General features: G+C 33.5%; 18 protein-coding genes. 14 read left to right on the top strand and 4 right to left on the bottom strand.

All coding sequences use genetic code 11. The features are described from left to right. Window positions 1-65: 65 nt before the first annotated feature. Window positions 66-2,786, bottom strand: a complete 2,721-nt coding sequence (locus ACUL40_RS10925; protein WP_000773561.1) for a sensor domain-containing protein — start codon at window positions 2,784-2,786, stop codon at window positions 66-68. A gap of 407 nt (window positions 2,787-3,193) precedes the next feature. Between ACUL40_RS10925 and ACUL40_RS10920 the strand changes: the two genes are divergently transcribed. The 4 genes from ACUL40_RS10920 (at window position 3,194) to pepT (ending at window position 6,831) form a co-directional block, all read left to right on the top strand. Further along, a complete protein-coding gene (locus ACUL40_RS10920; RefSeq protein WP_065212065.1) occupies window positions 3,194-4,009 on the top strand; it encodes an alpha/beta fold hydrolase in 816 nt (271 codons plus the stop codon). Window positions 4,010-4,147: 138 nt separating this feature from the next. Then, a complete protein-coding gene (locus ACUL40_RS10915) occupies window positions 4,148-4,723 on the top strand; it encodes a histidine phosphatase family protein (protein WP_065382185.1) in 576 nt (191 codons plus the stop codon). Window positions 4,724-5,044: 321 nt separating this feature from the next. Then, window positions 5,045-5,362 (top strand): hypothetical protein, encoded by a 318-nt coding sequence (locus ACUL40_RS10910; protein ID WP_065212063.1) that lies wholly within the window; start codon window positions 5,045-5,047, stop codon window positions 5,360-5,362. Window positions 5,363-5,598: 236 nt separating this feature from the next. After that, window positions 5,599-6,831, top strand: a complete 1,233-nt coding sequence (gene pepT, locus ACUL40_RS10905; RefSeq protein WP_002164459.1) for a peptidase T — start codon at window positions 5,599-5,601, stop codon at window positions 6,829-6,831. Between the two features lie 38 nt (window positions 6,832-6,869). Here pepT and ACUL40_RS10900 read toward each other — a convergent pair whose 3' ends face one another. The 3 genes from ACUL40_RS10900 to ACUL40_RS10890 are packed head-to-tail and all read right to left on the bottom strand — an operon-like array spanning window position 6,870 to window position 8,885. Continuing rightward, window positions 6,870-7,781: a DNA-3-methyladenine glycosylase 2 gene (locus ACUL40_RS10900; RefSeq protein WP_065212062.1), complete on the bottom strand. Its 912-nt coding sequence runs from the start codon at window positions 7,779-7,781 to the stop codon at window positions 6,870-6,872. Beyond that, window positions 7,778-8,308 carry a methylated-DNA--[protein]-cysteine S-methyltransferase gene (locus tag ACUL40_RS10895; protein WP_001089842.1) on the bottom strand — a complete coding sequence of 177 codons (531 nt, stop codon included), beginning with the start codon at window positions 8,306-8,308 and terminating at the stop codon, window positions 7,778-7,780. The genes ACUL40_RS10900 and ACUL40_RS10895 overlap by 4 nt, the downstream gene beginning before the upstream one ends. Next, entirely contained in the window at window positions 8,289-8,885 is a 597-nt protein-coding gene (locus ACUL40_RS10890; RefSeq protein ID WP_000551322.1) for a bifunctional transcriptional activator/DNA repair enzyme AdaA, read from the bottom strand. Before ACUL40_RS10890 ends, ACUL40_RS10895 begins: the two co-directional genes overlap by 20 nt. 153 nt (window positions 8,886-9,038) lie before the next feature. On the opposite strand from ACUL40_RS10890, the gene ACUL40_RS10885 reads away from it, so the two are divergent. The 10 genes from ACUL40_RS10885 (at window position 9,039) to ACUL40_RS10840 (ending at window position 18,818) form a co-directional block, all read left to right on the top strand. Beyond that, window positions 9,039-9,797 (top strand): exodeoxyribonuclease III, encoded by a 759-nt coding sequence (locus tag ACUL40_RS10885; protein WP_000767620.1) that lies wholly within the window; start codon window positions 9,039-9,041, stop codon window positions 9,795-9,797. A gap of 302 nt (window positions 9,798-10,099) precedes the next feature. Next, the gene (locus ACUL40_RS10880; protein WP_001035506.1) at window positions 10,100-11,065 is read left to right on the top strand and encodes an iron-hydroxamate ABC transporter substrate-binding protein; all 966 of its coding nucleotides are present in this window, start codon (window positions 10,100-10,102) and stop codon (window positions 11,063-11,065) included. 27 nt (window positions 11,066-11,092) lie between these two features. Next, the gene (locus ACUL40_RS10875; RefSeq protein ID WP_001173042.1) at window positions 11,093-12,100 is read left to right on the top strand and encodes a FecCD family ABC transporter permease; all 1,008 of its coding nucleotides are present in this window, start codon (window positions 11,093-11,095) and stop codon (window positions 12,098-12,100) included. Further along, window positions 12,093-13,115, top strand: coding sequence for a FecCD family ABC transporter permease (locus tag ACUL40_RS10870; RefSeq protein ID WP_000920450.1), 1,023 nt, complete (start codon window positions 12,093-12,095; stop codon window positions 13,113-13,115). Before ACUL40_RS10875 ends, ACUL40_RS10870 begins: the two co-directional genes overlap by 8 nt. A gap of 14 nt (window positions 13,116-13,129) precedes the next feature. Beyond that, complete coding sequence (locus ACUL40_RS10865; RefSeq protein WP_000025766.1) at window positions 13,130-13,951, top strand: ABC transporter ATP-binding protein; 822 nt, start codon at window positions 13,130-13,132, stop codon at window positions 13,949-13,951. 16 nt (window positions 13,952-13,967) lie between these two features. After that, window positions 13,968-14,786 carry an alpha/beta hydrolase gene (locus tag ACUL40_RS10860; RefSeq protein WP_031312077.1) on the top strand — a complete coding sequence of 273 codons (819 nt, stop codon included), beginning with the start codon at window positions 13,968-13,970 and terminating at the stop codon, window positions 14,784-14,786. Between the two features lie 248 nt (window positions 14,787-15,034). Then, window positions 15,035-15,262 (top strand): hypothetical protein, encoded by a 228-nt coding sequence (locus ACUL40_RS10855; RefSeq protein WP_000849103.1) that lies wholly within the window; start codon window positions 15,035-15,037, stop codon window positions 15,260-15,262. Between the two features lie 328 nt (window positions 15,263-15,590). Beyond that, window positions 15,591-15,893: a metal-sensing transcriptional repressor gene (locus ACUL40_RS10850; protein ID WP_000349637.1), complete on the top strand. Its 303-nt coding sequence runs from the start codon at window positions 15,591-15,593 to the stop codon at window positions 15,891-15,893. 203 nt (window positions 15,894-16,096) lie between these two features. Then, a complete protein-coding gene (gene copZ, locus ACUL40_RS10845; protein WP_000436973.1) occupies window positions 16,097-16,303 on the top strand; it encodes a copper chaperone CopZ in 207 nt (68 codons plus the stop codon). A 133-nt stretch (window positions 16,304-16,436) separates the two neighbouring features. Beyond that, window positions 16,437-18,818, top strand: a complete 2,382-nt coding sequence (locus ACUL40_RS10840) for a heavy metal translocating P-type ATPase (protein ID WP_445423148.1) — start codon at window positions 16,437-16,439, stop codon at window positions 18,816-18,818. Window positions 18,819-18,848 lie beyond the last annotated feature (30 nt).

Here is an 18,848-nt window from a genome sequence, read left to right as displayed (position 1 = left end):
GAAAAACAAAAGGAAAGAAGGTATCTTCTTTCCTTTTTGCTATATTTGTTCTAATTAGTTATGTACTATGGGTGAATGCCGTTTTCTAATAGCTCAGTAAATGCATGAATATGAATAGGTTTACTGTAATAATAACCTTGAATAAACTGACATTTATTTTTTTGAAGGAAATTTACGTGCTCTTTCGTTTCTACACCTTCAGCAATGACAGACATTCCTAATGTATTTGCTAATGTGATGATCGTTTTAATAATTTCCATTCCATCATCACATGTTTCAGACATTGTAATAAATTCTCTCGGGATTTTTAACGTATCAATTGGATACAAAGGTAAGTAGGCTAGCGAAGAATAACCTGTACCAAAATCGTCGATAGAAATGTGAATCCCTAAACTTTTTAGTGTACGCAGTTTTATCAATGTTTCTCGCTCATCCATCATTGCAATTCGCTCTGTTAATTCAAGATCAAGAGAGCTTGCTGGTAAACCTGTATTTGTTAAAGTAGAAGAAATAGATTTTACAAAATCCTCTTGTTCAAATTCCTTAGCAGATAAATTTACACCTATTTTTAAATGTGAATATCCGAGTGCGTGCCAACGTTTCATTTGTTTACAAGCCTGCTCTAATGTCCATTTACCTATTGAAATAATTTGTAGTGTTTCTTCTGCAATCGGAATAAACTCGTATGGAGAAATAATACCTAATTCAGGATGATTCCACCTAATTAAAGCTTCTGCACCGATAATTTTATTAGATTCACTATCAACTTGAGGTTGATACAAAAGGAACAATTCTTCATTTTGTAGTGCGTTTGGTAAATCTTTTTCTAATCGCAATCGTCTTTCAATTTTTTTAGCGATTACATCGTCATAAATAGATACAGAGTTAAGTTCTTTTGCTTTTGCATCATACATTGCAACATTAGCGTTTTTCAGAAGTGTAGCGGTATCGATTCCGGAATGTGGATAAATAGCGATGCCGATACTCAGTGATAAAGTTAATTTATGCTCATGTATGATAAATGACTTTTTCATGCATTTAAATAATTGGTTACATAATTGGAATAAGTAATCTTCGTCAGTATAGTTTTCAATTATGATTGTAAATTCATCGCCACCGATTCTTGAAAGATGAGTATGTGATGGAAGACATGATTGGAAGCGCTTTGCTACTTCTTCTAATATGTAGTCTCCTGATGAATGTCCAAGTGTATCGTTAATTGCTTTAAAGCGATCTAAATCTAAATATAATAATGCAAACTCGCTTTCTGTTATTTCAGCATTTTTTATAACTCTCTTTAATTTCTTATGGAAAAAGGCACGGTTACCAATTTTCGTTACAGTGTCATGGAATGCTAAATATTTTATTTCTTCTTGCTGTTTTTTTAGTGCAGTAATATCTTTCACCATAATATAGCTTCCTGAAATTTGTCCGTCTATTATAATAGGAATGATTGTAACGTATAAAAAATAAGTAAAGCCATCTTTATATTGAGAACTAAGTTGTAAGGATGCCGATTCTTGTTGTTTCACTTTCTCTAACGCCAATGCTAGCTTATGCTTATCTTCATCTAAAATAATCGAAAAACAAGTTTCACCGAGTAACTCATCTGTTGGTGCTCCAAGTAGTACACTCCCAGCCTTATTTACATTTAAGAATATTCCATTTAAATCAATGGTGAAAATAGGGTCAGGATGATATTCATATAATGATTTGAATTTTTGTTGTTTTTGAGAAAGAGCCTCTGATTTATGAACTAAATCAGAAGTCCGTAAAGTAACTTTTTCTTCTAGTTGGGCATTAAATGCCTGCAAACGTTTTGTTAAGGAATTGTTTTGCATACGTACGATAGAATGACGAATGAGTACGAAAATAAAAGTAATACAATTTCCTGTAATGAGAGTTGAAGATGATGTTTGTTCTTTTAATGTAAACCCGATTAGTATTGCAACAGCAAGATAGGGAAATACAACTAAAGCTTTTTTTCCTATTATAGGGTTTACAAGGAAATAATTTCTATGGCTATTATGATCTTCTGAAATAGAGCCAGCTATTGCAATAAGTAATATAGGTATTCTATATAAAAGACGTAATAATATTATCGTTTCAGTTGATAAGTGGTTATTTAAGTAAAAATAAATATAGTTAAAAGTTGCAGAACTTATTAATACAAAAATAAAGATATAAATTTTCCGTTTGGAATTAAAAATTGTTGGACGGAAAAAGAGACTAACACCTAGCAGTAGAAATAATAAATCTGCAATTGGGTATAAAAATGAAAGGAAAACATCTCCTAGTGAAAGAGCGAATATATTTAAATTTGGTTGATTAAATAAATACCATTCTAATGTAAATATGGAAGTAAGCACTATGCATATATCACAAATAAAGAACGCTTTTTCCCATTTATTGCATTCCTTTAAGATTTTATAGCAGAAAGCGATAAGACAGAAAAATAGAAAAAACATGTAAAATACATCAGAAACCGTAAAACGATGTATTGGAATTTCGAAGAAGCTATCTTGATATGTATATACTATTTTCCCTAATAAAAAACTACCAATTGCTATTGTAATACATATCCAAAACGGATTTGAACTGACTTTTTTAGAATATATAGAGTAAATCAGTGATACAAATGTAATGGCTTCAACGACAAGTGAAGCGAAGCGTACATCTGAATTTGAAAAATGAGTAGGGAACAGATAGAAAAACATAAAATAGATTGAATAGCATATTAATGTTCCGATTAATATACATAATTGTAAATTTTTATTTAATTTCAATGAAATCACCTTCTTTAATTATGCACTATGTTCGTTATATCTATACATAATAATATTATTTAAGAATTGTATCAGATTTCCTTATAAAAATCATGTTTATAAGGAAAGTGTTAAAGAGTGTAAGTATTCTTAAGGTTGAAAAAATATTGCGGTTGATAGTATAGACTGTATCAAGACTTTAAATAGAAATTGTATATTTAGTCATCCTTTGAATTGTAAAGTTTTTTTAGTGATTTGTAAGTGGAGATGCAAAATTGCATATAAAATGATGAGTATCTTTTTTTGGTGAGCTTTTTACTTTTAATCTGAAGATTAATATTTGTGAAAATGTTGAGAAAAGATATAAAATAAGAACGTGTATTCTTACAGAGTGGAATAGTATTGCCACTAAATAGGGAGGCTTTTTTATGATATATCGAATTAAAGATGCAGAAATATACTATGAAATTGTGGGAGAGGGTAAACCGGTCATTATCATACATGGCTGCGCCCCTGACCATAGGTTAATGATGAAATGTATGGAATCAGTATTTCAGAAATATGAAGGTTATAAGCGAATATATATTGATTTACCTGGAATGGGAAAATCGAATGCTCCAAATTGGATAAATAGTTCAGATCGTATAGTAGAAGTGCTTATCACATTTATTGAGGAAATCATTTCTACTGAAAAATTTTTATTGGTAGGAGAATCATATGGAGGCTATTTAGCCAAAGGTATACTTGCAAAGATGTTTGAGAGAGTTAGCGGATTACTATTAGTATGTCCTGTTGTTGTAGCGGAGCCAGAAAAAAGGATTCTTCCAGATAAACAGGTAATTGTACAAGATGAGGAATTTTTAAATACGCTCACTTCCACAGAAAGAGAGGGGTTTTGTGAGTTAGCTGTAATAGCAAATGAATATACATATAAGCGATTTAAAGAAGAAATTAAGCCTGGGTTAGATGTTGCTAATTATGAATTTATTGAAAGGTTGCAAAAGAATTACTCTCTTACTATGGATTTTCAGCATGAAAAATATGAAAATCCCGTTCTTTTACTGACTGGAAGACAAGATATATCAGTAGGTTATCAAAATATTATAGAAATTATTGAAGAATATCCAAGGGCAACATTAGCAGTGTTAGATATGGCAGGGCATAATTTGCAAATTGAGCAGCCTGAATTATTTGAGAGTTTAGTAGGAGAATGGATTAGACGAACAAATCAGCACAGTTTATAAAGTATTTTAGTATTACCCCTAAGTGTTGAAATGGGATAAATGAACGTGATTTATTAACTTATCTTGCTATTTGCCGGGCAGCCCGATTAGTGAGGGCTGATTAAAGTTTCACTTTATAAAAAATTTTAAGGAGAAATTATGAGCACATATATTTATATGGTTAGACACGGTGAATCACCAAAACTAGAAGGAAATGAAAGAATGCGTGGATTAACTGAGAGGGGACATATGGATGCCCGTAGAGTAACTGACATATTAAAAGCGGAGAGGATTGATACTTTTATTTCCAGTCCTTATAATCGGGCTATGCTAACGATAGAGGAGTCAGCTAATTTCCATGAAAAAGAAATAGTAGTATATGAAAATCTTAAAGAGTGTATGTTTTCAAGTGAGGATCAGGTTATATCAGACAAAGAGGTGTATCCACTTGTACAGAAGATGTTCTCTAATCCGGACTTTGCACGAACGCAAGGAGAGTCATATGCAGATTGCCAGAGAAGAGTAGTGAAAGTATTAAAAGAAATCTTAATGGATTTTCGAGGATGCAAAATTGTAATTGGTACACATGGGCTTGTCATGACATTAATGATGAACTATTTTGATAAACAATATGGTTTTGAATTTTTAATGAATACGTCAAAACCGGATATATATAAGATGGAATTTAAAGAAGAACAATTAATGAATGTAGAGAGATTATGGAAAGCTGAATAAAATTAGTTGCATGGATTTTGTTGTAAAAGTTACTTTTATAGCAAAGTCTTTTTTTGAATAGAAAGCATCTTTATCAACTATTGTTAGAATGTTAAATAAATAAGTAATTATTCAGTCTTTGAATAAATTATGGAGAAATTGGTTTAGGGAAACAATTTTAAATGTGTCAAAATTCCAAACGTTGGATTTATATTCAATAGGAGAAAAAGATGTAGAATTTTGTCTTACAGTCCCCGTTTACTTTTCATTTCATTACATATAGGCTTTGTGGTGTAAGGGAGGACATTGCCTTTACGTAAAATCTATAAGGAGGTCATTGTAATGAAACAGATTAAAAAGTTTGCGGGAGTTGCTTTAGCGGGGACGATTGGATTAAGTGGATTACTGTTTTTAGAACCAAGTGTAAGCGTTGCGGAAGCACAGCAAGTGAAAGTAGAAAATTTCAATGCAATTGATGTAACGATGAATCTAAATGAATTGTATGTATTAAGTGGCAGAAGCATTGATATTCTTTCTGGAGATAAAGAAGCAATTCAGTTAAATAAATACACAATTAGTTTTAATAAACCTGGGAAGTATGTGATTAAAGTAAATGGCTGTATTTATGATGATGTATATACTTTTATTGTAAATGAGTAGTATATATTCTTAAATTGCGAGATAAAAACAGAAACACCCTATTTGCGATGAGAGTCGTAAATAGGGTGAATTTATTTGTATTAAGCTGTACTTTAAATATGTTCACTAATTTTCTTTTTGTTATGTAAAAGTGTTAACAATGTAAATGAAATATACATCTTCACAGTCAAAAAAGTTAAAATATTTCGTTTTAAGGATTATAATGGAGGGAGGAACATAAAAGGGAGTGAATGAACTTGAAACAAGAACTTATTGAAAGATTTACGAGATATGTAAAAATTGATACGCAATCAAATGAAGAAAGTCATACAGTACCAACAACACCAGGACAAATTGAGTTTGGTAAGTTATTAGTGGAAGAGCTAAAAGAAATTGGTTTAACAGAAGTAACGATGGATGATAATGGCTATGTAATGGCAACACTTCCAGCTAATACGGACAAGGATGTTCCTGTAATCGGATTTTTAGCCCATTTAGATACGGCAACAGACTTTACAGGGAAAAACGTCAAACCACAAATTCATGAAAATTTTGATGGTAATGCAATTACGTTAAATGAAGAGCTAAATGTTGTGTTAACACCAGAGCAGTTCCCGGAATTACCATCATATAAAGGACATACCATTATTACAACTGATGGTACAACACTTCTAGGAGCAGATGATAAAGCTGGTCTTACAGAAATTATGGTTGCAATGAACCATTTAATACATAATCCACAAATTAAGCACGGGAAAATAAGAGTAGCATTTACACCGGATGAAGAAATTGGTCGTGGGCCAGCGCATTTTGATGTAGAAGCGTTTGGTGCATCATTCGCTTATACGATGGATGGAGGTCCATTAGGTGGTTTAGAGTATGAAAGTTTTAATGCTGCAGGTGCTAAGTTAACGTTTAACGGAACGAATACACATCCTGGAACAGCAAAAAATAAAATGCGCAATGCTACTAAACTTGCTATGGAGTTTAATGGGTATTTACCAGTAGAAGATGCGCCAGAATATACAGAAGGCTATGAAGGATTCTATCATTTACTTTCTTTAAATGGTGATGTTGAGCAAAGTAAAGCATATTATATTATTCGAGACTTTGATCGTGAAAATTTTGAGGCACGTAAAAATAACGTTAAAAATATTGTGAAGACTATGCAAGAAAAATATGGCGAAGATGCAGTCGTTTTAGAAATGAATGATCAATACTATAACATGCTTGAAAAAATTGAACCGGTAAGAGAAATTGTTGATATTGCATATGAAGCAATGAAAAGTTTAGACATTGAACCAAATATTCATCCGATTCGCGGAGGCACAGATGGATCACAATTATCATATATGGGATTACCGACGCCGAATATTTTCACTGGTGGTGAAAACTATCACGGTAAATTTGAGTATGTTTCGGTAGATACTATGGAAAAAGCCGTTCAAGTTATTGTGGAAATTGCAAGACGTTTTGAGGAGCAAGCTTAAAAAAGAACCAAGTAGTACGAATGTGCTACTTGGTTCTTTTAATATAGTACTCGCCACAAATAAAAAGTCGCATAAGACTCCCAATTAGCCCAGTTTGCCGCGAAATCTTTTATTTCATTTTTTGTTGGTTTATTTTCGGAACCTGTTATAAATTTAATTGCATTATGCAGACCAACATCATCAATTGGAAAAGCCGAAGGAAATCTTAAACAACGCATTAAAACATAGTTGGCAGTCCATGGTCCTATACCATGGATAGCAGTTAATTGTTTCTCAGCAACCTTTACATCTTGTGTTTGCAGTAAATCCTCTTTTGATAATTTTCTCTCTGTAATAAGCTTCGCAATACCGATTAAATATTCACATTTTCTAGTCGTCATTTTTAATTGTTGAAGATTTTCTACATGTAGATTTGCAATTGTTTCAGGTGATGGGAATATCCAATGTTTTCTATCGTCCCATTCTACATAACTTCCAAATTGCTCAACTAATCTCCTTTTTAGTGTATAAGCATATGTTAAGTTAATTTGTTGACCGATAATTCCCCAGGAAAGTGCCTCAAATAAGTCTGGAATGCCTAAAGTACGAAGGCCATAATATTGTTCAATTGGTCCTTGAAGGAGTAAATCATGTTTAGCTAATGTATAAAATGGGGCTAAATCAGTAGTTAAATCAAACCATTCTTTTACATAGTTAACTACAGCTTCACGTATCGATTTTTCAGATGTATATGGTTCTTCTAAACAACGTATTTGAATATTCCCATCTGTATTCACACTAATTTCAACTAAAGGATTTACATCTTGAACAGGGATAACTTTATAAATTTTGTTATCTTCAATATGGAACATACATTCATTGTTAGAGCGTGATAGATAACGTAAATTTTCTTGGAAACAAAATTCTTTTGGAACTGCTATAGATAATACGCTATTATATTCTGCTGTCATATGAATTCCACCTGCAACTTTTCTAATGTAAGCAATTTTTTCTTCATTTCTAATCCACCCCTAAATCCGGTTAGTTTCCCATTCTTCCCAATAACGCGGTGACAAGGAATGGTAATAAGAAGAGGGTTAGCAGCAATAGCAGAAGCAACGGCGCGCACAGCTTTAGGTTTTTGAATTCTTTCAGCAATTTCTGTATAAGAATATGTCTTTCCATAAGGAATTTCACGTACCGTATTCCAAACAGATAATTGAAAATTAGTTCCATAAGCATCGATAGGAAATGTAAAAGTTTCTCGCTTGTTTTCTAAATACTCGATAACTTCTTGCGTATATATTTGCAAGTAACCTGGACTATGGGTCAATATATGTTGGGGCAGTTTTTTTCTAGCCCATATATTTAATTCTTCAAAGTTTTCGTCTTGTGATCCAATGAAACATAGTCCATTTTCAGTTGCAGCAATATGAAATCGCCAATTTTTATGTGTAAGTAGCGTCCAATATATATAATTATTTTTGTAGGAATTCATTATCGTATCCCTCTTTCATTTCGTTCTTTTTTCGATATTCAGTAGGAGTAAATCCGGTTTTCTTTTTAAATAAAGTTGCGAAATACTCTGGGTTTTCTATCCCGACAGCAGTACTAATTTCTTTAATAGATTGATTTGTGTGTAAAAGGTATTCGGTTGCTTTAAGAACCCTGAATTGTTGTATATATTCTATAGGAGTTAACCCTATTATTCTTTTGAAAGTACGTTGTAAATGAAAAGGGCTACCGTGACACATTTCCGCAAGCATGTCGAGAGTTAAGGATTCGTCATAATGCTTTTCGATATAGTCTTTAATTTGTTCTACCCACTCTTCATTAGGTAAAGTGATCCCATTTGGCTTACAACGTTTGCACGGGCGAAAGTTCTCACTTAATGCTTGCTCTGCATGATGAAAAATTCGTACATTGTTTCTATTCGGTATTCTTGATTTGCATGATGGTCTGCAAAAGATTCCAGTTGATTTCACAGCATAAAAGAATTTGCTATCATAGGAAGAATCATTATGAATAATTGCTTGCCAATACTCATTTGTTAATGTAACTCCTTCATTGTGCATAGAACATCACCTCTGAAATTAGTATAACCTGAATAAAGTGCGTATGTATGTATTCATAAATGTAAGAGCAAGATTACAAAGGTGAAAATATGATTGTTTTCTATTTTGTGATAGCATGAAATTTGGAAATAAACATCAAGAGGAGGACTATAAATGAAGTTAATTTCATGGAATGTAAATGGTTTGCGAGCTGTTATCGCAAAAGGTGGATTTTTGGAATATCTTGAGGAATCAAGTGCTGACATATTTTGTCTACAAGAGATTAAATTACAAGAAGGGCAAATTGATTTAAATTTAGAGGGATATTATACATACTGGAATTATGCTGTGAAAAAAGGATATTCAGGAACTGCTATTTTTTCGAAAAAAGAACCGCTTTCAGTTACATATGGTTTAGGCATTGAAGAGCATGATCAAGAAGGGCGACTTATTACTTTAGAATTCGAAGATTTTTACATGATAACGTTATATACACCAAATTCAAAACGTGGATTAGAACGATTAGATTACAGAATGAAATGGGAAGATGATTTCAGGTCCTATATCAAACGATTAGATGAGAAGAAACCAGTTATTTTTTGTGGAGACTTAAATGTTGCTCATAAAGAAATCGATTTGAAAAATCCGAAAAGTAATCGTGAAAATCCTGGATTCTCTGATGAGGAACGAGAGAAATTTTCATGTATTTTAGAAGAAGGATTTATTGATACATATCGTTACCTTTATCCTAATCAAGAAGGTGCATACTCGTGGTGGTCGTATCGTATGGGCGCGAGAGCGAAAAATATCGGATGGCGTTTAGATTATTTTGTTGTTTCGGAAAGAATGAAAGACCAAATAACAGAAGCGAAAATTAATAGTGAAGTAATGGGGTCAGACCATTGTCCAGTTGAATTACATATAAATTTCTAAAAAAAAGAAGTATCTCCCTAATATTAGGGAGATACTTCTTTTTTTAATTCAGTTTGTTAAAATTTTTCAAATCATTCTTGAAATAATTTCATATTAAATATATACTTAGTAACGATAATCATTATCAGTGAAAATGATTATCAAGTGATGAAGGCGTAAAAGAATTATAGTCTAGGGGAAGTGAACGGGAATGAGTTCTGGATAAAATTATTAATCTAATGAAATATATATATGGGACAAGGTTCATATAGTTAAATTTTATTGAGAATATAGTTTGAAAATTCGAGAGGAGACATATAAAGATGAACAAGAAATTATTTACTTTAGGGATGGTTACAGTTTTAAGTGTAGGTTTAGCGGCATGTAATAGTGCGGATAAAACTTCAGGCGAGCAAAAACAACAGACAAAAGCTACGGAAACGAAAAAAGATGAAAAAAGAAAAATCACATATTTAGGTAAAGAGTATACAGTGCCAGCAAAAGTAGATAAAATTGCGACAGCTAGTTTAGAGTCAATGGAAGATGCGGCAGTACTTGGAATTAAACCAGTTGGTGCCATTACTGTAGGTGGTAAATTACCAAAATATCTTGAAAAAGAGTTAGAAGGTGCTAAATCTGTTGGTGAGAAAATGCAACCCAATTTCGAAACATTACTACAATTAAAACCAGATGTTATTACATCGAGTACGAAATTCCCAGCAGAAACAGCTGAAAAGTTTACGAAAGTAGCTCCTACATTCCCGGTATCACACGTTTCAACAAATTGGGAAGATAACTTAAAGTTAATGGGAGAATTAACTGGTAAAAAAGATAAAGCAGAAAAAATTATTAAGGATTACAATTCGGACGCTGAAAAAGCAAAAGCAAAACTAGGAGATAAGTTAAAAGATAAAAAAGTACTTGTCATAAGACTAAGAGCAAATGAATTATTCCTATATCCAGAAGGAGTATACTTCAACCCTGTAATTTATAAAGATCTTGGACTAACTGCTCCAGAACAATTGAAAACTGTAAAAGCACAAGAGAAAATTTCATTTGAAAAACTTGCTGAACTTAACCCAGATTATATTTTCTTACAATATGAGGCAAGTGAAAATAAAAACCCGAAAGTGTTAGAAGAAATTGAAAGTAATCCAATTTGGCAAAGTATGAATGCTGCGAAGGAAAAGAAAGTATTTGTAAATGTTGTAGATCCAATGGCACAAGGTGGTACAGCTTGGAGTAAAACAGCATTCTTAAAAGAAGCCGTGAAAAATTTATCTAAATAATACAATAAGTAAGGTGCGTTGAATGATATGCAGAAAACAAATGCAGTACCAGTAACTATATTATGTATAGCACCCATACTCATCTTATTTACAATTATACTTTCGATTTTGTATGGGGCAAAAAGTATTGACGCTGAAACAGTGTGGAACGCATTATTTCATTTTGATTCAAGCGATGTAAATCATAATATTATTATTACTTCACGTTTACCAAGGGTAGTTGCAGCTCTTTTAGTCGGAGCATTTCTAGCCATATCAGGAGCACTTATGCAGGGGATGACAAGAAACTATCTTGCATCCCCTTCTATTATGGGTGTGACGGATGGCGCTGCCTTTGTTATTACACTTAGCATGATTTTTCTTCCGGGAATGTCATCAATTGGTATGGTTGTATGTTCAATGATTGGTTCTGCACTAGGAGCCGGTATCGTGTTTGGTTTTGGTTCGCTCCTTCAAAATGGCTTATCACCAGTTAGGTTAGCGATTATAGGAACAGTTATTGGAACATTTTTAAGTAGTGTATCGGCTGCAATGGCTTCGTATTTCCAAATTTCTCAAAATGTTAGTTTTTGGTTTAATGCAAAGTTAGATCAAGTAGATCCTAATATCATTAAAATCACGATACCGTTTGGGATAATTGGAATAATTTTAGCATTGTTAATATCAAAATCTATTACCATTCTTTCATTAGGCGAAGAGGTTTCTATTAATTTAGGGCAACGTACAAAACTAGTTAAAGCGATGGCAATTTTATCGGTAATTTTCTTAACAGGAACAGCAGTTGCTTTAGTGGGGAAAGTTGGTTTTGTAGGTTTAATTATTCCGCACATTACGCGCTTTATAATTGGGGTAGATTATAAGTGGATTTTGCCATGTGCAGGTGTTATTGGTGGCGTTTTCTTAGCGTTATGTGACGTTTTGAGTAGATTTGTAAACTATCCATTTGAAACACCTATTGGAGTCGTTACCTCTTTAATTGGAATTCCTTTCTTCCTTTATTTAATCCGTACTAGAGGAGGAGAGAGACATGCTTAAAAGTTCAAGTCAACGTTTCGGAATGACGATGGGGATTATTATATTTTTAATACTATGTGCTATTTATATTAGTTTAACAAATGGTACGTTCGACATTACGATTACAGATGTATTTAAAACACTGTTTAGAATTGATCCAGTACCAGAACATGATTTAGTTATTTTTGAGTTTCGCCTTCCGCGCATCGTAATTGCTGGATTAGTAGGATTAGGCCTTGGTGTTGCGGGTGCCGTTATTCAAGGGATTACGAGAAATGGGTTGGCGGACCCAGGTATTTTAGGCGTAAATGCCGGAGCAGGAACAGCGATTGTCATTTTTATGTTTTTCTTTCAAGGGCAATTAAAAAGCACAGACTGGGTTTCTATTATGATGATGCCAATGTTTGGTTTAGTAGGCGGATTAGGTGCAGCTATCATCATTTATCTGTTTTCTTGGAAAAACGGTAAATTAGATTCGCAGCGACTTTTATTAACAGGGATTGCAATTGGATCAGGATTTGGAGCCTTTTCTATGTACTTATCACTCAAAATGAAGTCAACTGATTTTGAAATGGCCGCAGTGTGGGTGTCTGGAAGCATATATAGTGCAAACTGGAAGTATATTGTGGCTATGTTACCATGGCTTATTATCTTAATTCCGCTTATACAAAAGAAAGCTTATTTATTAGATTTATTTCAATTGGAAGAAACGAGTATTACAAGTTTAGGTGTTTCAGTAGAAAGAGAGAAATCGATTTTACTACTAAGTAGTATCGGGCTTGTGAGCGCATGTGTTGCTGTTTCAGGGAGTATCGGTTTTATTGGCTTAATGGCACCGCATATAGCGAAAAGGCTTGTCGGTATTCAACATAAGTATATAATTCCTACGTGCGGCGTAATCGGAATGTTTCTTGTAATTGCTTCAGACTTTATTGCGAAAACAGTTTTTACACCTGTAGAGCTACCAGTTGGAATCGTTATTTCTATTGTCGGTGTACCGTATTTCTTATATTTACTTTATAAGGCGAAAGCGTAAGAGGAGGAATAAAAGTGAGTATTTTAAGTGCAAAAAATTTAGAAACAAGTTATGAAAAGCTTACAGTGTTTCGCGATTTAAATGTGGAAATACAAGAAGGAAAAGTAACGACAATTATAGGTCCAAACGGTTGCGGTAAATCGACATTGTTAAAAACAATGGGAAGAATTTTAAAACAAAAAAGCGGTAAAGTATATTTGCAAGGACAGGATTTACATACAATTCCAACGAAAGAAATTGCGAAGCAGTTAGCTTTACTCCCGCAAACTCCAATTGCACCAGGTGAGCTTAAAGTGGAAGAATTAATTTCTTATGGACGCTATCCACATCGAAATAACGTAAATAAGTTAACGACAAAAGATAAAGAAATGATTGATTGGGCATTAGATATAACGAAAACTTCTGAATTTCGAACGAGACAAATTGCAAATTTATCAGGTGGTCAAAGACAAAAGGTATGGCTAGCGATGGCATTAGCACAAGAGACAGAAGTGTTGCTATTAGATGAGCCAACTACATACCTTGATATGTCTCATCAATTAGATGTATTACAAATTGTGGAGAAGTTAAATAAAGAACATAATTGTACGGTTGTTATGGTATTACATGATATTAACCATGCATCAAGGTTTTCAGATGAAATTATTGCAATGAAGGAAGGCGAAATTGTTACAACTGGTAGCCCAGAAGAAATCATTACAAATGAAGTGTTAAAAGAAGTATTTCATATTGATGCGCGTGTCATGATTGATCCGTATAACGGGGCTCCTGTTTGTTTCGGTTATGATAGCGTTGTATCTCAAGAAGAAAAAATCGAAATATATGTAACAAGTTAAAAAGGGGGGGGATAGGGTGAATACTACAGTTGAAAAACAGCAGATTATAACATCTAATACAGAGCAGTGGAAAATGTATTCAAAATTAGAAGGTAAGGAATATCAAATTCATATTTCAAAGCCGAGGCAACCAGCACCGGATTCAGGATATCCCGTTATTTACGTATTAGATGGCAATGCCTTTTTTCAAACATTTCATGAAGCAGTTAAAATACAATCAGTAAGAGCGGAAAAAACTGGTGTTTCACCAGCTGTTATAGTTGGAGTGGGTTATCCGATTGAAGGCGCATTTTCAGGGGAAGAAAGGTGCTATGATTTTACGCCTAGCGTAATTTCAAAAGATGCCCCTTTAAAACCAGACGGTAAACCGTGGCCTAAAACAGGAGGAGCACATAATTTCTTTACTTTTATTGAAGAAGAACTGAAACCACAAATTGAAAAGAATTTTGAGATTGATAAAAGTAAGCAAACGTTATTTGGACATTCTTTAGGTGGACTATTTGCTTTGCATATACTATTTACAAACTTAAACGCTTTTCAAAATTATTTTATTAGTAGTCCATCTATATGGTGGAATAATAAATCCGTTCTTGAAAAAGAAGAGAACCTTATACATGAATTAAACAATGCTAAGTTTGAAACAGGAGTGTTCCTTACAGTTGGATCACTTGAACGAGAGCATATGGTTGTAGGTGCAAATGAATTATCAGAGCGCCTTCTCCAAGTAAACCACGATAAACTTAAATTTAAGTTTTATGAAGCTGAAGGGGAGAATCATGCATCTGTTGTGCCGACGTCTTTAAGTAAAGGATTGAGGTTTATTAGTTACGTATAGGAAAAAAGGTTATGGATGAAACATTCCATAACCTTTTTTAATGTGTAGAATTGTCCTTTTCGAAAGTTTTGTTTCAACTTTTCGTCTAAAGAGACAAAAAGTTGTCACAAAACGGTCACAATTAGCATAAACATAAAATAGACGAAATGAACTTATTTCCAAAAAGGCTTGGTTTATTCCGATCATGATTTGTAGAGCTGAAAAAGTATGGATGAAAAGTTCACTATATTCCCAAGGAGGTAGATCGTATGAAAACTATTCTTGCTATCGCTGGACTTATTTGGGTTCTATCACATGGCATTCCAATTTATGAAGGAGAACAAATTCGCAGTGCTCTAAATAAAAATTTTAATGAATATCATATCATTGATCGGCAAGATAATGTTGTGACAGTTCGAGTAAATGACTGTTTTCATACGGTAACCGTTGAAGGAACTTCAGTAGTGAATGATACAAAAGTATGTGATCAGCAATAATTATATATGGAAAGAAAAAATTCTCGGGTTAAATATCTGAAAATTTAAATTAAAACATTATAGACGAAGAATAAGCGGGGGCGGGTAATCCCCGCTTATTCTTGTTTCACTTTATTGAATTTTGATGAGAGATATAATGATTTTTTGACAAAAAGGAAAGGGTATACTGAAAATTGAGATTAAGAAGCTAATGCGTTGTTAAGAATAATCATAAAGTGTAAATATACTCTTATGGGGTATCATGCGTAGATATTTAATGCTATAATTGGTATACTCATAAAAAACAATTGTTTTATTGGATGAAGAGAAACTTTAAGAAGGTGATAATATGGATCATAAAGAGCATGAAGCAGTAACACATAGATCAGAAAAAGAAAAAGAACAGATTATAAATAGATTAAAGAGAATTGAAGGACAGGTCCGCGGTATTCAAAACATGATTGAAAATGATCGTTATTGCGTAGATATTTTAGTGCAAATTTCAGCGATTAATGCAGCGATGAAAAAAGTAGGAATGGGCGTTCTCAAAAATCATACGAGTCATTGTGTTTCAGGAGCTATTAAAAATGGAAATGGTGACGAAGCAATTGAAGAATTAATGACAGTATTTGAACGTTTTTCAAAAGCGTAAAAACAAGCTAGTATTTAACTGGCTTGTTTTTTTGTTTACCCTCATATTGGATTTGGGTGTATTGTAGTGAAAAAGTGTGTGTAAAATAAACTTTTAGAAAATAATTGAAAAATCATGATACAAAACCATTGATTACCTTAGGGGGGTATGGTAAGATATAATTGTGATTAACAAACAATGAATAAACAAGAGGAGGATTTTAAATGGAACAGTTAACATTACAGGTTGAAGGTATGTCTTGTGGACATTGTGTAAATGCTATCGAAAGCAGTGTGAAAGAGCTAAACGGTGTTGAACAAGTGAAGGTTCAATTAGCAGAAGGAACTGTTGAAGTTACTATCGACTCGTCTGCTGTAACATTAAAAGATATCGTTGCTGTAATCGAAGATCAAGGATACGATGTTCAATAATTATTTTTAGATATGGAAATAAATCGTACTTTAAATGAAGTACGATTTATTTTGCTAATCATTATACCTCATAAGGGTATATAGAGGTGAGAGACATGAATGAAAAAAAGAGGCCAATCTTCAAATATCAGGAATGACATGTGCGGCATGTGCAAATAGAATTGAAAAAGGTCTAAAAAAAGTAGAAGGTGTTCATGAGGCAAATGTAAATTTTGCGCTTGAAAAAACAAAAATAATGTACGATCCAACTAAAACAAATCCGCAACAATTTAAAGAAAAAGTTGAATCATTAGGATATGGAATTGTAAGTGATAAAGCTGAATTTACTGTTTCAGGAATGACATGTGCAGCATGTGCAAATAGAGTTGAAAAGTGTTTAAATAAGTTAGATGGTGTGAACAAGGCGACAGTAAATTTTGCTTTAGAATCAGCCACAGTAGACTTTAACCCTGATGAAGTTAATGTAAATGAAATGAAGAGCGCGATTACGAAGCTAGGATATAAATTAGAAGTGAAACCAGATGATCAAGATGCATCAACTGATCATCGATTACAAGAAATTGAAAGACAAAAGAAGAAGTTTATTATTTCGTTTATTTTATCTTTCCCATTATTGTGGGCAATGGTTAGTCATTTCTCATTTACGTCATTTATTTATTTACCGGATATGTTAATGAACCCTTGGGTGCAACTAGCACTTGCAACTCCTGTTCAATTTATCATTGGTGGACAGTTTTATGTTGGGGCTTATAAAGCGTTACGCAATAAAAGTGCTAATATGGATGTTCTCGTGGCGCTTGGAACGTCGGCCGCGTACTTCTATAGTGTATATTTAAGTATTCAATCTATTGGTTCTTCGGAACATATGACAGATTTATATTTTGAAACGAGTGCGGTACTTATTACATTAATTATTTTAGGTAAATTATTTGAAGCGAAAGCAAAAGGGCGCTCATCAGAAGCAATTAAAAAATTGATGGGTTTACAAGCAAAGACAGCTACAGTTGTGCGAGATGGAACAGAAATAAAAATTTTGATTGAAGAAGTAGTAGCTGGTGATATCGTCTATGTAAAGCCTGGTGAAAAAATACCAGTAGATGGTGAGATTGTAGAAGGAAAGTCAGCAATTGATGAATCGATGTTAACGGGTGAAAGTATTCCTGTTGATAAGTCAATTGGGGATGTAGTAATAGGTTCGACAATAAATAAAAATGGATTTTTAAAAGTGAAAGCAACTAAGGTAGGAAGAGATACTGCATTAGCTCAAATTATTAAAGTAGTAGAAGAGGCACAAGGTTCAAAAGCTCCTATTCAAAGGGTAGCAGATCAAATTTCAGGTATTTTCGTACCGGTTGTAGTTGTGATTGCGATTATCACCTTTGCAGTATGGATGATATTTGTTACACCTGGTGATTTTGGCGGAGCACTTGAGAAAATGATAGCAGTACTTGTTATTGCTTGTCCATGTGCATTAGGTCTTGCAACGCCTACATCTATTATGGCAGGATCAGGAAGATCGGCTGAGTATGGTATTTTATTTAAAGGTGGAGAGCATTTAGAAGCAACGCACCGATTAGATACGGTTATTCTAGATAAAACGGGTACAGTGACAAATGGGAAGCCGGTATTAACAGATGTAATTGTAGCAGATGGATTCAATGAAAATAAACTGCTTAGATTAGTAGGGGCAGCAGAAAGAAATTCTGAACATCCGCTTGCAGAAGCGATTGTAGAAGGAATTAAAGAAAAGAAAATTGATATCCCAAGTTCAGAAACGTTTGAAGCGATTCCGGGATTTGGTATCGAATCAGTTGTAGAAGGAAAACACTTATTAATTGGTACACGTCGATTAATGAAGAAATTCAATATTGATATTGAAGAAGTTTCTAAATCAATGGAAGCGCTAGAACGAGAAGGAAAAACAGCAATGCTTATTGCAATCGATAAAGAATATGCTGGTATAGTTGCCGTTGCAGATACTGTGAAAGATACTTCAAAAGCAGCTATCGCAAGACTGAAAAAAATGGGTCTAGACGTTGTGATGATTACAGGAGATAATACACAAACTGCTCAGGCAATTGCAAAGCAAGTTGGTATTGATCACGTAATTGCAGAAGTATTGCCAGAAGGAAAAGCAGAAGAAGTGAAAAAACTGCAAGCAAATGGTAAGAAAGTAGCGATGGTTGGAGACGGGATAAATGATGCTCCTGCTCTTGCTACAGCGAACATTGGTATGGCAATTGGAACGGGAACGGATGTAGCGATGGAAGCAGCGGATATAACGTTAATCCGCGGTGACTTAAATAGTATTGCTGATGCGATATTTATGAGTAAAATGACGATAAGAAATATTAAACAAAATTTATTCTGGGCATTAGCTTATAACGCGTTAGGAATTCCAATTGCGGCATTAGGTTTCTTAGCCCCTTGGGTTGCTGGAGCAGCGATGGCATTTAGTTCTGTATCCGTTGTATTAAATGCATTACGATTACAAAGAGTTAAATTAAAACCTTAAAAAGCTACATTAAGTAATTGAATAGAATTA

The sequence above is a fragment of the Bacillus sp. KNSH39 genome (genome assembly GCF_052656585.1).
This window is presented reverse-complemented; position numbering and strand designations above follow the sequence as displayed.

Coding starts and splice junctions, on each gene's coding strand:
- ACUL40_RS10870 (WP_000920450.1), top strand. CDS start 12,093: ATGCTTAAAAGTTCAAGTCAACGTTTCGGAATGACGATGGGGATTATT.
- ACUL40_RS10840 (WP_445423148.1), top strand. CDS start 16,437: ATGACATGTGCGGCATGTGCAAATAGAATTGAAAAAGGTCTAAAAAAA.
- ACUL40_RS10895 (WP_001089842.1), bottom strand. CDS start 8,308: ATGAATTCCTACAAAAATAATTATATATATTGGACGCTACTTACACAT.
- ACUL40_RS10900 (WP_065212062.1), bottom strand. CDS start 7,781: ATGACAGCAGAATATAATAGCGTATTATCTATAGCAGTTCCAAAAGAA.
- ACUL40_RS10890 (WP_000551322.1), bottom strand. CDS start 8,885: ATGCACAATGAAGGAGTTACATTAACAAATGAGTATTGGCAAGCAATT.
- ACUL40_RS10850 (WP_000349637.1), top strand. CDS start 15,591: ATGGATCATAAAGAGCATGAAGCAGTAACACATAGATCAGAAAAAGAA.
- copZ (WP_000436973.1), top strand. CDS start 16,097: ATGGAACAGTTAACATTACAGGTTGAAGGTATGTCTTGTGGACATTGT.
- ACUL40_RS10880 (WP_001035506.1), top strand. CDS start 10,100: ATGAACAAGAAATTATTTACTTTAGGGATGGTTACAGTTTTAAGTGTA.
- ACUL40_RS10855 (WP_000849103.1), top strand. CDS start 15,035: ATGAAAACTATTCTTGCTATCGCTGGACTTATTTGGGTTCTATCACAT.
- ACUL40_RS10915 (WP_065382185.1), top strand. CDS start 4,148: ATGAGCACATATATTTATATGGTTAGACACGGTGAATCACCAAAACTA.
- ACUL40_RS10885 (WP_000767620.1), top strand. CDS start 9,039: ATGAAGTTAATTTCATGGAATGTAAATGGTTTGCGAGCTGTTATCGCA.
- ACUL40_RS10910 (WP_065212063.1), top strand. CDS start 5,045: ATGAAACAGATTAAAAAGTTTGCGGGAGTTGCTTTAGCGGGGACGATT.
- ACUL40_RS10920 (WP_065212065.1), top strand. CDS start 3,194: ATGATATATCGAATTAAAGATGCAGAAATATACTATGAAATTGTGGGA.
- ACUL40_RS10875 (WP_001173042.1), top strand. CDS start 11,093: ATGCAGAAAACAAATGCAGTACCAGTAACTATATTATGTATAGCACCC.